Raw genomic sequence first — 16,115 nt, forward strand, 5'->3', positions numbered from 1 at the left:
GCCTCTATTTTTCACTTGGAGTAATGAGCCCCACATTTTCATGTAGAATTTTAGTCACCAGTTTATCAGCCTCTTCCAAAGTATTTTGATATACATCTGTATCAAAACGAGCTTCTTCTTGGGGGGTTGTAGCTAATACTGTACCGCTAGTATCTTCAATATCTACTTTTGCTAACATCGAAAGGCCAATTCTTAGTGGGTATTGTTCTTGGTTCTCATCATCTAAACGAATTTTAACGGGTAGACGTTGCACAATCTTAATCCAGTTACCGCTCGCATTTTGTGCTGGTAATAATGAGAATGCACTACCTGTACCAATACCAAGGCTTTCAATTTTTCCTTTATATTCAACATCATCACCATAGAGATCAGACGTTAGAACAACAGATTGCCCAATACGCATATCTTTCATCTGGCTTTCTTTAAAGTTAGCATCCACCCAAACTTGGTGTAATGGCACAATAACCATTAATTGTGTACCTGGTTGTACTTGACTACCCAATTGCACAGCTCGTTTTGCAACATAACCACTAACAGGTGCAACAATTTGAGTACGGATATTATTTAAGTAACTTTGGCGTAAATTCGACACTGCAGTTTTAACCGCTGGATGAGTTTCTATTACAGTATTATCAACTAGCGCAATGGTCATTTTTAATGATTGTTGTGCAGCTAAGTATTCGCTACGCGTTTTTTCAACCATATCACGGTAATGATTTAAGTCTTCTTTCGATATTGCACCTGATTTTACTAAGTTCTCTCGACGTTTATAGTCATTAACAGCTTGTGTATATTCAACCTTATTTGTTTTAACTCTTGCTTTTGCATTATCTGCAGTTGCATATAGGCTACGTACTTCACGGACAGAATTTGCTAATTTTGCCTCAGCGCCTTGTAAAGCAATTTTAGTATCATTTGAATCCAGACTGACTAACACTTGACCTTTTTTAACGTAGTCCCCTTCATCAGGAACCACCTTGCTCACCGTGCCAGGAATCTGTGGAGAAATAACCACTAAATTACCATTCACATAAGCATCTCCAGTTTCTTGAGAGTACTTAGCGTAAAGCTCATAATAAGTAACCCAAGCGCCTACAATTGCAATTAAAACTACAAATAAAATGAAGAAAGAAACTTTACGTTTACTTTTTGTAGCTACTGGAGCAGCAGTTGTTTTTTCTGAATTTTCCATTATTTACCACTTACCTATCAAGGTTATCAAAATAAGATTAGGAAACATTAAGGCAATAAACGCTTTAATAATCCACTAAGTTGTTCTACTTCTTGCGGGGAAAGATCCCCGATTAACATAGGTCCGATGTCATTATTCATGGTTTCCATACACTGCTCTAATAGCAATTCACCTGGTATTGTAAGATTGAGTAATACACTACGTTTATCTTCAGGGTTTGATTGCTTGTCTATCAATGATTTTTTAATTAGCCGATCAACCATACGAGTCATTGAACCGCAGTTGATATTAAGATATTTGCTAATTTCAGCTGGTGAATTCATTTTATAAAAATGAATAGCAACTAATACTTTAAATTGTGCTGATGACATACCTAAAGGAGATAAATATTGGTTAAGTAACGCTTCTTTATGCTGATTCACTAAACCAATTAATTTACTTAATGGAATGCCTAAAGATTTATTATGCAAATAATCACTCATAGATCACCTTTTTATTTGCCTAGGCAACTAACAACAAGAAATTTTACTGCTTACGTGAGTTATTTGTCAATTTATTATTAATAAAGTAGGTAAATATAATTACATATGATCTTCTCTATTCAAGAGAAAAATTATCGAGGTATTATTTTATTAATAGCGATTACATTAAATATGTTCTCTAAATTTTATGCTGAAAAAACAGTTCAAGCGTAAAGAGGTTCCCTTTACGAAATTTACAACGAGGAAGTGGACTATTTTAAGCAATAAAATAGATAAGCTATTTATTGTGACTGTTACCACTACTTTTTACTAAAATGACTAGACCTTGCCATAAGGGTAAAGATTACATTTAACCTATTAAACACTGATTAAGCGTTTTATTTTAAATGCAAAACGAATAAAAATATGAGTAAGTAAATGAATAATCTAAATTTTAAAGTGGGTGTTAAGGAAGAAAATCTAGTTCATAGGAAATTACAATTAATTGGTATAACCCAATATAATCATGCAGATATATCTCAAGAAATGAATAAGGTTTTTGCTATAGAGAAACTAAATATTGAAGTCATATCAGGCATGCTTAGCATAAGTTATGATGCTACAAATAGTAACTTAACAAAAATACAAAATTTACTCTCAAAGTATCAAGTGAGAATAAAACCAACTTATTGGAATCGTATTAAGCTACATTATTATCAATTTGTAGATCAAAATATTTTAGAGCAAAAATTCTATAAAGCAGTATGTTGTCATAAAGCACCTGTACTACCTAAAAAATAAGAGTGGTTAATCAAAATTTAAACCACTCTATAAAAAGCTCTATTGTTGTAAATTTAAGCGATAAAAACTAACTTGAGCATAAGCACCCGCTTTAAGGGTATAAATTAATGACCGCCACCAGCAAATATGATAAGTAGCAGTCATCACATATTCCTGTTTTATGTCAATTGAAGTGATGACTTATCAATAGTTAAGTTGCCTTCAGTAACAACAAGGGATAACAATTTTTCGTCTTCAAAACTAATCTCTAATGGTTGTTTCAAACAACTTACAACAACATTATGAGTTTTAGTTGCAGGCAACTCCCATTGTAAATGAGAGACTTCTAAAGTTGCATCTGACTCAATGCCACCAGTGACAGGTATTGCTTCTTGATAACCAAATTCAATGGTTGGCTGTACTTTAATTTGACTGAGTAATGCACATTCATATTGAAATTGTTCGGCTTGCAACAACACCAATTTAGAATCTAGGTGAGCATTGAGATGGCTATGTAAACGCCACTGTATCGAACCTTCCTGTTGTAATTCGATACTATCCCAAATAACTACCCCTTTACCTGCAACAAAAACAAATGTGCGAATAAATGATTCAACATCTTGGTACGATTTTGCTAAATTAATTTTGCAGCAATACCAACCTTCTCCTTGTTGTTGGAATACCATTTCAGCTGTTGCACTTTCATCATCGATTAACTGACCTTTACCAGCAATTAACGGTAAATTATGAGCCTGTGTAGTTTGTGTCCACTCACTATGGTGTGCACTACCAAAACAATAACCATAACTTCCTGTTGGTGTTAATACACCCAAACCGTTATCAATTAAAGCAAGGTTACCTTGGTCAGCATGACGGTGAGAGCTATTACCAAAACGGCTAGCACGGAATGACAAGTTAGTTTGCTCAAAGGTGGCAATACCAAAACCAGCATAATCATAAAAACGAGCAACATCCGACAACGTTTGCTTGGACTCTTGCTTAACGACTTTGGTAAATGCTAATTGCTTGGTCGTTGGGATCACATCCAATAAATGTAATGCATAAGTATCAATCTGAGACTCTAGTTTTTCACACACTTGTTTTGTTTGCTGTTCACCAAAACGTTGAGCATAAATACGTAATGGATTTTGAGCAAAGAAGCCTGGCCATTCAACACTTTTTCGTTTACACCAAAAGCCGTCACCAAAAGGATGAATCGCTTGCTCGGAAGCCACAAAATCCATCGCAAAATGACAATAATTTTTATAAAAAGGATGCTCATAAAAAGAAAAATCGCTTAACCTTTCTACAGATAAAAAGAATGGATGATGCCATTTACTATAAGATGACGAATAGAATGCACCTTCAGCCCAACTACCATCTTTACCTCCATAAAAAGGCAAAACTCCACGGTAGATCATCAGTGAATATTCCAGCCAACGTTCACACACTGCACGTTCAAATTCTTTGTGCAATACTAAAGCGGCCACCCCTAAATATCCCGGTAAACGCGAAGTATGAGAATGCCCCGGAAATTGATGAAATTCATCGCCAGCCAAACGTTCCTCCATTTGATACGCAATACGAATCAACATAGGGCGAACATAAGACTTTTCAGGCTCAGTCATTAGCGGTGAAAGCCAGTGATAAGCTAAAAATAAGTTACGAGAAAGTGATAGTCCAACTTCGTCTCCCCATGTTAATGGGCGCACTAATGTAGCAGGTCCTTCAGGGCTCCATTGTGCAAAACTCAATAACAGATCAACGGCTTTTTGACCACTATCTTCTTCTTGCCAAATTTTATAAAGCAGAGTCAAAGCCATTAAATCTCTATCTAACCATTCGCGCACATTGGTAATAGCAGTTCTTTTGCCTGCTTCAGCACCACGTTTATAATGATCTGGATATTTAATATCAGCGCAATCAACGGCTAATTTTGCAGTTGCTTTTAAGGTTGAATAATCTTTTTCAGAAGCTGCCCTAATTGCACTAATATCTTCATCAAAATACATCATAAACTGAGAACGGTTTTCACACAGTGTAAATAAATCTTCAGCTGTTGGTGCTAAATAAGCAGCAACCGTTTCATCAATCTCAAAACTAAACCATTCAGATTGTTGACCTTCAGCATCAGTTAAGCACCAGCGGTAATCCCCTACAGGTAATGAGAATGATAGCTGAAAAGGAGATTGCACTGTTTGCCATTGCCATTTTTGTTCGCTACCACATAATTCTAATTGTAAATTATAACGTAACTCGCTCTTTGGCTGAGGCCAATTAAAACTAGGCGGATTTGTTAACGCTACTTGCTGGTTCTCAGGAGACAAAAATAATTGAAAATCATGATGACGAGTTAACTGCAACATATTATTTCTCCTTCGTAAACCAAGTATATTTACCCGTTTCTCGGTCAATATTACCGAGTAATACAGCAGGTGTTCCACCCACAATCGAATATGGAGCTACATCACTAGTGACTACAGAGTTAGCGCACACTAAGCTGCAACGCCCTATTGTTACTCCAGGAGTGATCACTACACCAGAGGTTAACCAAACACCATCTTCAATAACTACTTTGCCTTTATCGAGATCACTGCGACCACTAAAAAAGTCATCCTCCGCTGAATAAGTGTGGTTAGAAGCAACAATACTGGCATGTGGCCCAATAAGTACATTTTCTCCAATAGTTACATCACCATTAATGTAACTATACAGTCCAACATACGAACGCTGACCTATTTGATTATCACCAATACGCACAATTGCACCGGGTGCGATTCTGACTCTTTCATTAACAAAGCCAAGGATTAGCGATCTACTATTATCATCTTCAAAATTACTACTTTGAGTTGTATACAGGGTGAATTTACGAAACTCTTCTTCACTTAACTCACCACCGAATTTCTCTTGTACTGACATATTTTTTTACCTTTAAGAAGTGAGTTAGCAATAACTCACTTCCTCCACAATTAATTAAACAGTTTGGTTAACAGAGCCTTTAGATTCAGCATCTTCAGGTACATCTCTTACTGATTTTATTAATAAGAAACCAATTAGACCTACGATCCCAGCAACGACAACGAACAATAAACGTCCCCATAATGGGTTTGGAACCAAAGTTAATAGCAGTAAGGCACCTGATGCAGTTAACAATAAACGACCTAACATAGTATGTTGCTTGTTATCCATCGTTACGCTGAACGCTGTATCCTCTACTACCACTTCTGTATCTACATTGCTAAAGAATTTCTCAACCTCTGCTGTACGTTCAGGTGATAGTCCTTTATAGAAGAATTGTGATAAAACAAAGAATGGTAATGTGATCAGCATGTGACCAGAAACACCTAATGTTACTGATTTCATTTCAGCAAATTCACGAGCCGATAAAGGTGCATCTAAGTGAAGTACTGATTGAATAAGCTCTGGAGTCACACCAAAAGCAATGACACCTGAAACACACATACCAACAAGAATCGTTCCCCAACCAGCCCAATCAGGCGTTTTACGTACAAAGAAACACATGATAGAAGGGATCAATACAGGGAAACCAACTAACGTACCAACAAGCATCATTAAATCAAATAAACCAAATTCACGTAAAGAGGTTAAAAATAAACCTGTTAAGATAACAATAATGCCAAACAGTGCCGTGAATAACTGACTTGCACGCATTAAGTTCTTTTCACTTGGGTTTTTACAGAAGTAAGGTTCGTAAACACTTTTCACCATGATCCCTGCGTTACGGTTCAATGCAGAATCCATCGATGACATTGTTGCAGCAAACATAGCAGCAAGCATTAATCCCACCATACCTACCGGCATTTCACGTTTTACAAAGATATAATAAGTTGCATCAGACACATTTTTACCAAGAGAGTCTAATCCCCATGTTGCAACATCTGCATAATTACCAGCAACATACCAAGCAGGCAAGAACCAAATTAGAGGACCTAAAATCATTAAACCACAAGCAAGTAACGCTGCTTTACGGGCATTTTTAGTATCTTTAGCACTAATATAACGATAAGAATCAACCATATTATTTGTACTAAAGAACTGCTTAACAAAAATACAAATAAACCAGCCAACAAAAAGATAAGTGTAGCTATAACCTTCACCAACTAATGCGTGCTCAGGTAAACCAACATGAAGTAAATTACCAATACCACCAGATTTCCAAACTGCGACACCAGCTGCAATAAATGACATCACGGTGATAATCACCATTTGCAGGAAGTCTGATGCAATAACAGCCCAGCTACCACCAACTAAAGACATAAACAAAACAACTAAACCAGCACCAACAATTGTTTGTTCTAGCGGAACATTTAATACCGCGCTAGTAAATACAGCTAAACCATTCAACCAAATAGCAGCCTGAAGTACACTTAACGGGATATTTGCCCAAGTAAATACTTGCTCATTCACTTTACCTAAACGCATTCTTGCGCCTTGTAATGGACTGATAACACGCATTTGTCGAGCTTTAGCGGCAAAGAATAAATAGTTACAAAAGTAGCCTAACGCATTTGCAAAAAATACAATCGCGACTGACATACCACTGGTTAATGCTTTACCCATTAAGCCTGTGAACGTCATAGCACTAAGTGCCATCATAAATGCGGTAGATCCAACCATCCACCAAAGCATTCGGCCGCCCCCTCTAAAATACTCGCTGGTATTATCGGCAGCTGAACGGAACATCCAACCAATAGCGAGTAAAAATACAAAATAAACGAGTACTACAATTACATCGATATCCATCTTTATTTATTCCTATAATATGAAGAAGGTAAAGGATCTGCTTTAGTTAAATGGCTCTTTGCTAGATACCACACAAATTAATATACGTGACATAGGGGATGCTGAGAAATAGTGATATCGTATAACATTAATACAAAGTTGGAATGATGGAATTTAAAGATGGAAATTAAAACATTAAAAACCTTTATTACAGTTGCATCTTTAAAGAACTTTTCCGCTGCAGCAAAAGAGCTTTATACAGTACAGCCCAATATCAGCCGACAAATATCTGATCTAGAAAAAGAACTAGATGTTAAGTTATTTATTCGCAATACCCGAGAAGTAAGTTTGACCGAAGTAGGTCAACTTTTGTTACCAGAAGCCATTGAAATTGTAGCCAACAACACTCGTGTTATTAACCTCATTAAAGCTGCTAAAGATAACCAACAAAGTCTTACAATTGGTTACCTTGCCTCCGCTTGTTTTACTTTTTTACCACAATTAGTGTGTGAATTTTCAAAACTCTACCCCAAAATAAAAATTTCTATTTTAGAAATGAGCTCAAAAGAGCAATTAGATGCATTATTAGAAAAGAAAATTGATATTAGTTTTTCAAGACCTCAACCTTTATTAGAAAGAAAAAAGTTTTATTGCTCAGAAATTTACAGAGATCCACTCGTTGCTACTGTATCAACAGGGCATTACCTAGCGAATAAAGAACACCTCAGTTTTAATGAATTAGAAAATGAAAACTTCATTCTCTTTAAACCAGAGGATACGGTTGATTTGCATTATCATATTATGTCGAACTGTGAGAAAAATAATTTTACACCCAATATTACTTATCATAATGGCAATATCCGTAGTTTAATGACGGCTGTTTCAGCGGGTTTAGGGATCTCGTTTGTCCCTAAATGTGTGCAATATATTGGTTTAAATGAATGTAAATTTATTCCCATGCAAGAACTGAGTCTTACCTTAGCGCTTAACCTATACCACTGTAGTGTTGATAGCCCTAAACATGTTACTGATTTTGTTAATTTTTGTACTTCTAAAGAGATCTCATTAAAGAAAGGATTAATGTAGGGTAGATAAGATTTAACATTATTTTAAATAACCAGATGCTTTACCTAAGTTGATTTTAGTGCCATGAATACATTCAATATTTTAGTAACTTCTTTTCAATATTGTTTAATCAATCACATAAAATAAAATTTCCCCGCTATAGAGTATCTACATTAATAACCATTAATTATTCAAAGGGTGTAATACGATGAAAAAAATTTACTTAGGATTAGCAATTGCAGGCTTATTAACGGGTTGTGTAACAACAGATCCAACAGCAGCTAAACCGCAAAAATCACCTACTGACAATCAAATTTTTGATGCTCAATTAACACAATTTAGAAATAACAGTGGCAACAGCGATGTGTGGCATAAAGATGCAGATAGAATAAATGGTTTAGGCGATATAGGTAGCTCAAAAGATACTGCATTTGATGATGAAGGCTCAGCTCGTATCCGCTTTGTTGCTGCAACCGATGACTTCACTGCTGAACCAGGGCTAACTCAAGAAATTCAAGGTTTAGAAGCAAATACTGATTATGAATTCTCTTTATACTACAGTGATAAAAAAGGCCCAGAATCTATTACTGATTTAGTCTTTGGTGCAACAACTGATTCAGGGCAATCGTTAGCAAAAAAATCAGTTCATGCTTCAGAACTTATCGAAGCGCCAATGGGAGCTGTAAAAACGGCTTTCCGTCAAACATCAGTGAGCTTTAATACAGGTGCAAATACAAGTGTGAAAGTGTTTGCAAAAATACATATCTCAGATCCATCAAAAATCGATAAAAATGGTGACATCGGCAAACAAACTGAAGTTCGTGTTGATGAATTTAAACTAATCAAAAAATAACATATTAAAAGTTTATTAAAATAGCCTGTTATTCACTTGATAACAGGCTATTTTTTTACTGATATAAAAGCTTATTTGGTTACGATAAGTCCTCTACCCCCCCTAAAAAACCACCTGTTTGATATGCCCACAATTGAGCATAAATACCATTTTTATCAAGTAATTCATGATGAGCACCTTGCTCTACAATTTTACCCTCTTCCATTACAATTAGACGATCCATGGCTGCAATAGTAGATAAACGATGAGCAATCGCAATCACTGTTTTACCTTCCATTAACAATTCTAAATTTTCTTGAATAGCTGATTCAACTTCGGAATCAAGGGCAGATGTAGCTTCGTCCATAATAAGAATAGGCGCATTTTTTAATAACACTCGGGCAATGGCAATACGTTGACGTTGTCCACCAGACAATTTAACGCCGCGTTCTCCAACTTCAACATCAAAACCGACATTGCCATGTTCATCTTTTAATTCACAAATAAAGTCATAAGCATGAGCTTGTTTAGCTGCTTCAATTAACGCTTCCTCACTCGCTTCAGGGTCCCCATACAAAATATTTTCTCTAATTGAACGATGCAACAATGAAGTATCTTGAGTGATCATACCGATTTGCTTACGTAATGACTCTTGAGGTACTGCCGCAATATTTTGTTCATCAATACTAATACAACCAGAGTACACATCATGAAAACGAAGTAATAAATTAACTAAACTCGATTTACCTGCTCCTGAGCGCCCCACTAAACCAATTTTTTCTCCCGGTTTAATAGCTAGCTCAAGACCTGCAAAAATAGCTTTCTCAGAGTTATAATTAAAACTGACTTGATTAAAATGAATTGCACCTTGACTAACCATAAGTGGTTTAGCATCAACCACATCTTTTATCTCAACATCATTAGAAATAGTATTCATACTATCCACAACCGTACCAATATTTTCAAATAACGCACTAACTTCCCACATTATCCACTTAGACATACCTTGTACTCTTAAGGCAATACTGATTGCAACAGCAATGACACCGACAGTCACAGCAGAATCCAACCAAAGTGTCACTGATAACGTCGCGATAGAAATAAGTAATAAATAATTAATTGTATCTACGCTCAATAACAGACAAGTCACCATACGCATCTGCTTATATACCGTCTTTAAAAAACGCTTAAAACTAGTTTCTACGTATTCCATTTCTCGTTGGGAATGTGCAAATAGCTTAACTGTTGTGATATTTGTATAAGTATCGACAATACGACCAGTCATCACAGAACGAGCATCTGCTTGCTCAGTCGCAATTCGTTTCATTTTAGGAACAAAATAAAATTGAATAAGAATGTAACTTACTAACCAAATAGCAATTGGTAACATAAGTAGTAGATCTGACTGTCCCATCATCCACAGCATTGAAACAAAATATACAGATATATAAACCAATACATCTAATAATTTCATCACTGTTTCGCGAACCGCTAATGCACTTTGCATCACTTTAGTAGCAACTCGGCCAGCAAAATCCCGATGGAAAAAACCAACACTTTGCTTTAATAGATAGCGATGCACAGACCAGCGAATAGACATTGGATAATTGCCAAGTAAAGACTGATGCATGATCATCGAATGTAACACACTCAACACAGGCATAATGACTGCAATCAAGATGATCATTACTTTAATTTGGTCGCCTTGATCAACCCAGAATGTTGCACGATCCTGAGTACTTAACATATCCACAAGTTCACCCATATAGCGCAACAGGGTTACTTCTGCAATGGCGATCAAAGCGCTTAATATCGACATCATAACAAGCGGGATTTCAAAGCCTTTTGTATAATGGCGACAAAAACCAAATAAGGTTTTAGGTGGTTTTTGTGGCTCATCTGACGGGAAAGCTTTTGTTATATTTTCAAACCAACTAAACATTATAATTCCAAATTATGATTAATTTAAATAAGCGCTTTAGTATCAATAACGATAACAGCATGGCTGCTTATTTGTTTTTATTAAAAGATGCCATAATACCAATAATCCAGAATGTGGATCTTAATATTAGCTAAATTGAGCAATTACCTTCTGTGCGGCTTTTTTACATGAAAGTGTCTAAAAATGCGACTCATATTACCTATTGAATGATAATTATTTTTGTTAATAAATAAATGACTTTATTAACACATATTTTTTGATTGCAACAAGTATTGCAGTTAATGATAATGAATATCATTATTAAATTTAGTTTTTTTAAAAAAAGCTTTTATATCCTCTATAAATGAATCAATTAACTTGGTTATTTATCTACAACCATTCAATAAATAGCTGAAAAAATATAGTGCGTAACAGCAAAATAAGGACATTATGAGTACGTTTAAAGTAAAACCATTAACGTTAAGTGTAAAACAAGGGATCCTTGCAGGAACACTTTCATTACTACCACTAAGTTTTGCCATGGCAAATACTGAAGGTGTACAAAAAATGGAAATGATGGTTGTAACGGCTGATGCTTTGAAAATGGAAACATCATTACAAGAAACACCAAAGTCTGCTTCTATTGTTTCTGAAGATGACTTACAAAAACATGTCCCTAAAAAATTAGATGAAGCATTACGTTATACATCAGGAGTAACATCACAACCTTATGGTTCAGATAATGATACTGATTGGTTTAAAGTACGAGGTTTTGATGCAGCAACATATTTAGATGGTAACCGTTTATTCCGTGATGGTTATATCAATTTAGCTTGGTTTGATATCACACAAAAAAATGCGTTAGTAACAAATCCAACAACATGGGTTGCGACACAAACCGGGGAAGTCACCTCTTCAGGTATAGAACTAGAAACCTTCACTCAGATGACTGAAAGCTTAACTATTTCAGCAGCATATACTTATACCGATGAAAAAACAGATAACACTGGCGGACAAGGTAAAAAACAAGCTGGACTTATTCCCAAACATGCAGCATCTGCTTGAGGTGATTATGATGCATCATTTGCAGGTATTCCGGGATTAAATATTGGTACCGGTGTCCGTTATATAGGTGAATCTCAAGATAACCCAGCAAGCAGTGATCTCACCGTACCAAGTGCAACATTATGGGACGCGGCAATTTCTTATAGCATATCATCACAATGGCAAGCACAACTGAATGTGAATAATATCCTTGGAAAAGAATATGTGTCAGGTTGTGATTATTATTGTTATTACGGGCAATCTCGTTCGGCAACACTTAGTGTCGATTATCGTTGGTAGACAACATAAACTAATTTAACTAAGCCAACTAAGCAGTTAGCTTGATATAAAAATGCCGTATTTCATTTTGAATGTAATACGGCATTTTATTTATCTTATTAAATTAAGATATGGATATAAGATTAAGCTTTATATTCACTCTCATCGATACCTAGTAATTCGGCAATACCCGCCGCATATGCTGGATCAGCTTTATAACAGTTAGTTAAATGACGTAACTGAATAGGTTTTGATGCGCCACCAATATTACCCGCAGTATTTTCAAATAATGTTTGTTGTTGCTTAGCCGTCATTAATTGGAATAAAGCTCTAGGCTGTGAGTAGTAATCATCATCGTCTTCACGGAAATCAAAGTTTGCCGCATAACCATCGATTTTTAATGGTGGCTCTGAAAAATCAGGTTGCTCCACCCATTCACCTTTTGAGTTTGGTTCATAACCAATAGTGCCACCATGATTTCCATCAACACGCATTGCACCATCACGATGATAGCTGTGTACTGGGCAACGAGGAGCATTCACTGGAATTGAATGATGGTTAACACCCAAACGGTAGCGCTGCGCATCACCGTAAGAGAACAAACGACCTTGTAACATTTTATCTGGTGAGAAGCTGATCCCAGGAACTACACTCGCTGGGTTAAATGCTGACTGCTCAACTTCAGCAAAGAAGTTTTCAGGGTTACGATTGAGTTCAAACTCACCCACATCAATTAACGGGTAATCTTTATGTGGCCAAACTTTAGTTAAATCGAATGGATGATAAGGTACTTTTTCTGCATCTGCTTCAGGCATGATTTGAACTTGGAATTTCCATTTTGGATAATCACCATTATCAATACTGTCTAATAAATCACGTTGATGGCTTTCACGATCTTCACCGATAACTTTTGCAGCTTCTTCTTCACTCAAGTTTTTAATGCCTTGTTGAGATTTCATGTGGAACTTAACCCAGAAACGCTCATTGGCGGCATTAATAAAACTAAATGTATGGCTACCAAATCCATGCATATGGCGATAAGACGCAGGAATACCACGATCACTCATAACGATGGTTACTTGGTGCAGAGCTTCAGGCAATGATGACCAAAAATCCCAGTTATTTTCTGCACTACGCATATTAGTACGAGGATCACGTTTCACTGCATGATTTAAATCAGGAAATTTTAAAGGGTCACGTAAAAAGAAAACAGGCGTATTATTGCCCACTAAATCCCAGTTGCCTTCCTCAGTATAGAACTTCAAAGCAAAGCCACGAATATCACGCTCAGCATCAGCAGCACCACGTTCACCTGCTACGGTAGTAAAACGAGCAAATAACTCTGTTTTTTTACCAATTTCTGAAAATATTTTAGCTTTGGTATATTGAGTAATGTCATGAGTCACAGTAAAAGTACCGTAAGCACCTGAACCTTTTGCATGCATACGGCGTTCAGGAATAACTTCGCGATCAAAGTGTGCTAATTTTTCAAGAAACCACACATCTTGAAGAAGTTGAGGTCCTCGTTTCCCTGCTGTTTGTACATTTTGATTATGAGCAACAGGACATCCTGCTGCGGTAGTTAATTTCTTTTCCATACTTATCCTCTATCTATTTGATTTTTAATCATTAAATCAAAATTAATATACGTGTAAAGAGGTGACAAATATTGCGTTAAATCAAAGAAAATATAGGTATTTAAAAAGAATATATTCAACATTTCAAAGTTGCGATCGATATAGAAAATTAATACGTAATAGGCTCTTTTTCCATGTAGTTATACTCATGAAAAGCGTGAAAATCTTACGATAGATGCTTGCTTAAAGTATTGTCAACTCATCGGGTTTAACTAAGCAAATCCTCTAAAATTCGCTCTAAAATAAATTTTTGACACAACTCCCCCTATCCCATTATCTAAAGGCTCGATCGCGAAGAAGGTGATAATATTTCGCTTACATTAAATGACGAGCAGGGCGAAATAAGTTATTAACCACACAGTGGCAACTCAAAAAAAGTTACGCTTGTCTTTGGAATTTAAACTTCCGCCTTTATCCTTACGCTTTTGTACTAAAATATCTATTTCATCGCAGTCTTGATCTACTGCGCGCTATAGGTAATGTAATACGCCATTCACTTTAATAGAAACTTCATCCAGATACCAAGTATCACCAAGCTGACCGAGGTTCTTTTTTTATCTAATTACAATAAGTCTAAGCATATTTTTACAGCACTGACGAATCGTTTCATAACTGACAACGACACTTCTGGCCGCAAACAATTATTCAATCACACGAAAGCTAAATGAGGAAAATTAACCAGCAGATTTCACTTTGTATTAATAATACATCTAAGTTGTAAACCCCTTCTAAAAACAACAAAAAGAGCACCGAAAAGGTGCGCTCAGTACCGCTGCAGTGAAAATAAAGAGTGTAATTGCAAATATTTTATTAAAAATATTTAGCTAAAAAGATCTTAAATAAAAAAATTTAATCAAAAAAAGTATTTTAAGGTATTAATGCAAATTCACCCTTCACTCACAAAATAGTTATAAACCCTATAGGAGCAAAAATAACAGAATAAAAAACTTTTGTTGCATTTACTTGGGGCTTTACAAAGTTCTTTCCCCTAAATGACTTATTTCACCTTTTTGAAAAAATTATCAATGCGATTAAGAACAGATATCCTTGGCACAAAACCTGCTTTTTATTCTTTAGATTAATTTAATTGGCCCACAATAGTGCTTCTTCCAACATGGATGAAATGGCTCTACTACCAATAGGAAGTAATACAATGAAAATTCAAAAGCCTTATCTTTTATTTTTAGGTGACGCACAAGATCCACTAGCAGCAAAAGTTGCTCAAGGCATTAATCAATGGCATCCAGAATACTGTGTAGGTCAATATCGCATGGAGAGCTGTGTTGCTGATTGTGGTCTAACAGAGATGGATATTGAGCAAGCCAAAGCAGCTGGCGTAAAAACATTAGTGATTGGCGTTGCAAATCGCGGTGGAATTATCTCCGATAAATGGATTGCTATTTTGACTGAAGCCCTTAAGGCAGGTTTTGACCTTGCTGCTGGTCTACATAACAAATTAAACGATATTCCTGAACTTAAAGAGTTAGCAGATAGCTTAGGTCGTAACCTGTTTGATGTGCGCTTTCCAACTCAAACATTTCCTGTTGCAACTGGATTAAAACGTTCAGGTAAACGTTTACTACAAGTGGGTACAGATTGCTCTGTTGGTAAAATGTACACAGCTCTAGCACTTGAAAAAGAGATGTTAGCGCAGGGTATGAACGTAAGCTTCCGTGCAACAGGACAAACAGGTATTTTAATTAGTGGCTCAGGTGTCAGCATTGATGCGGTTGTTGCGGATTTTATTGCTGGTGCAGTTGAGACAATCACACCTGAAAATGATGCAGATCACTGGGATGTTATTGAAGGACAAGGTTCTCTATTTCATGCCTCTTTTTCTGGTGTAACCGCTGGCCTAATTCACGGTTCACAAGCTGATGCTTTAATTCTATGCCATGAACCAACCCGTGAACATATGCGTGGTTTACCAACTTACTCACTTCCTGACTTACAAACATGTATGGATCTCAACCTTACTTTTGCACGTACCGTTAATCCAAACGTGAAATTTGTAGGTATTTCTGTGAACACTTCAAATCTATCGGAAACTGAAGCTAAAGAATACCTAGATGGGGTTGAAGCACAGTTTGCTCTACCTGCAGTTGATCCTTTCCGTGAAGGCGTTAGCCGTATTGTTACTGAGCTGAAAAAGATCTAAGGA

Annotated in this window: 11 protein-coding genes and 1 pseudogene; 5 read left to right on the forward strand and 7 right to left on the reverse strand. The window is 36.1% G+C overall.

What is annotated here, in order from left to right; translation table 11 throughout:
- Positions 1-4: 4 nt before the first annotated feature.
- Together E2R68_RS08350 and E2R68_RS08355 are read right to left on the reverse strand one after the other, a co-directional pair.
- Positions 5-1,192 (reverse strand): HlyD family secretion protein, encoded by a 1,188-nt coding sequence (locus E2R68_RS08350; RefSeq protein WP_134277236.1) that lies wholly within the window; start codon positions 1,190-1,192, stop codon positions 5-7.
- A gap of 47 nt (positions 1,193-1,239) precedes the next feature.
- A complete protein-coding gene (locus tag E2R68_RS08355; RefSeq protein WP_134277237.1) occupies positions 1,240-1,674 on the reverse strand; it encodes a MarR family transcriptional regulator in 435 nt (144 codons plus the stop codon).
- 417 nt (positions 1,675-2,091) lie between these two features.
- Between E2R68_RS08355 and E2R68_RS08360 the strand changes: the two genes are divergently transcribed.
- Positions 2,092-2,454: a cation transporter gene (locus E2R68_RS08360; RefSeq protein ID WP_134277238.1), complete on the forward strand. Its 363-nt coding sequence runs from the start codon at positions 2,092-2,094 to the stop codon at positions 2,452-2,454.
- A gap of 158 nt (positions 2,455-2,612) precedes the next feature.
- On the opposite strand, the gene E2R68_RS08365 is transcribed toward E2R68_RS08360, so the two are convergent.
- Genes E2R68_RS08365 through E2R68_RS08375 form a run of 3 tightly spaced genes read right to left on the reverse strand, consistent with a single transcriptional unit; the run spans position 2,613 to position 7,197 of the window.
- Complete coding sequence (locus tag E2R68_RS08365; RefSeq protein ID WP_134277239.1) at positions 2,613-4,799, reverse strand: heparinase II/III domain-containing protein; 2,187 nt, start codon at positions 4,797-4,799, stop codon at positions 2,613-2,615.
- Position 4,800: 1 nt separating this feature from the next.
- Positions 4,801-5,352 (reverse strand): acyltransferase, encoded by a 552-nt coding sequence (locus E2R68_RS08370; RefSeq protein WP_134277240.1) that lies wholly within the window; start codon positions 5,350-5,352, stop codon positions 4,801-4,803.
- A 54-nt stretch (positions 5,353-5,406) separates the two neighbouring features.
- Positions 5,407-7,197, reverse strand: coding sequence for a sodium:solute symporter family transporter (locus tag E2R68_RS08375; protein WP_134277241.1), 1,791 nt, complete (start codon positions 7,195-7,197; stop codon positions 5,407-5,409).
- A 159-nt stretch (positions 7,198-7,356) separates the two neighbouring features.
- On the opposite strand from E2R68_RS08375, the gene E2R68_RS08380 reads away from it, so the two are divergent.
- The gene (locus tag E2R68_RS08380) at positions 7,357-8,262 is read left to right on the forward strand and encodes a LysR family transcriptional regulator (RefSeq protein WP_134277242.1); all 906 of its coding nucleotides are present in this window, start codon (positions 7,357-7,359) and stop codon (positions 8,260-8,262) included.
- A 187-nt stretch (positions 8,263-8,449) separates the two neighbouring features.
- Positions 8,450-9,094: a hypothetical protein gene (locus E2R68_RS08385; protein WP_134277243.1), complete on the forward strand. Its 645-nt coding sequence runs from the start codon at positions 8,450-8,452 to the stop codon at positions 9,092-9,094.
- A gap of 79 nt (positions 9,095-9,173) precedes the next feature.
- Here E2R68_RS08385 and E2R68_RS08390 read toward each other — a convergent pair whose 3' ends face one another.
- Positions 9,174-11,015, reverse strand: a complete 1,842-nt coding sequence (locus E2R68_RS08390; RefSeq protein ID WP_134277244.1) for an ABC transporter ATP-binding protein — start codon at positions 11,013-11,015, stop codon at positions 9,174-9,176.
- Between the two features lie 582 nt (positions 11,016-11,597).
- Between E2R68_RS08390 and E2R68_RS14085 the strand changes: the two are divergent.
- Positions 11,598-12,338, forward strand: a pseudogene (locus E2R68_RS14085) (TonB-dependent siderophore receptor).
- Between the two features lie 122 nt (positions 12,339-12,460).
- Here the strand turns inward: E2R68_RS14085 and E2R68_RS08400 are convergent.
- Positions 12,461-13,915 carry a catalase gene (locus tag E2R68_RS08400; protein WP_134277245.1) on the reverse strand — a complete coding sequence of 485 codons (1,455 nt, stop codon included), beginning with the start codon at positions 13,913-13,915 and terminating at the stop codon, positions 12,461-12,463.
- Positions 13,916-15,107: 1,192 nt separating this feature from the next.
- Here E2R68_RS08400 and dgcN point away from each other — a divergent pair.
- Positions 15,108-16,112 carry an N-acetyltransferase DgcN gene (dgcN, locus tag E2R68_RS08405; protein WP_134277246.1) on the forward strand — a complete coding sequence of 335 codons (1,005 nt, stop codon included), beginning with the start codon at positions 15,108-15,110 and terminating at the stop codon, positions 16,110-16,112.
- Positions 16,113-16,115 lie beyond the last annotated feature (3 nt).

The organism is Psychromonas algarum, from assembly GCF_004376845.1.
Classification (GTDB): domain Bacteria; phylum Pseudomonadota; class Gammaproteobacteria; order Enterobacterales; family Psychromonadaceae; genus Psychromonas.

Coding starts and splice junctions, on each gene's coding strand:
- E2R68_RS08385 (WP_134277243.1), top strand. CDS start 8,450: ATGAAAAAAATTTACTTAGGATTAGCAATTGCAGGCTTATTAACGGGT.
- E2R68_RS08365 (WP_134277239.1), bottom strand. CDS start 4,799: ATGTTGCAGTTAACTCGTCATCATGATTTTCAATTATTTTTGTCTCCT.
- E2R68_RS08380 (WP_134277242.1), top strand. CDS start 7,357: ATGGAAATTAAAACATTAAAAACCTTTATTACAGTTGCATCTTTAAAG.
- dgcN (WP_134277246.1), top strand. CDS start 15,108: ATGAAAATTCAAAAGCCTTATCTTTTATTTTTAGGTGACGCACAAGAT.
- E2R68_RS08360 (WP_134277238.1), top strand. CDS start 2,092: ATGAATAATCTAAATTTTAAAGTGGGTGTTAAGGAAGAAAATCTAGTT.
- E2R68_RS08355 (WP_134277237.1), bottom strand. CDS start 1,674: ATGAGTGATTATTTGCATAATAAATCTTTAGGCATTCCATTAAGTAAA.
- E2R68_RS08375 (WP_134277241.1), bottom strand. CDS start 7,197: ATGGATATCGATGTAATTGTAGTACTCGTTTATTTTGTATTTTTACTC.
- E2R68_RS08400 (WP_134277245.1), bottom strand. CDS start 13,915: ATGGAAAAGAAATTAACTACCGCAGCAGGATGTCCTGTTGCTCATAAT.
- E2R68_RS08390 (WP_134277244.1), bottom strand. CDS start 11,015: ATGTTTAGTTGGTTTGAAAATATAACAAAAGCTTTCCCGTCAGATGAG.
- E2R68_RS08370 (WP_134277240.1), bottom strand. CDS start 5,352: ATGTCAGTACAAGAGAAATTCGGTGGTGAGTTAAGTGAAGAAGAGTTT.
- E2R68_RS08350 (WP_134277236.1), bottom strand. CDS start 1,192: ATGGAAAATTCAGAAAAAACAACTGCTGCTCCAGTAGCTACAAAAAGT.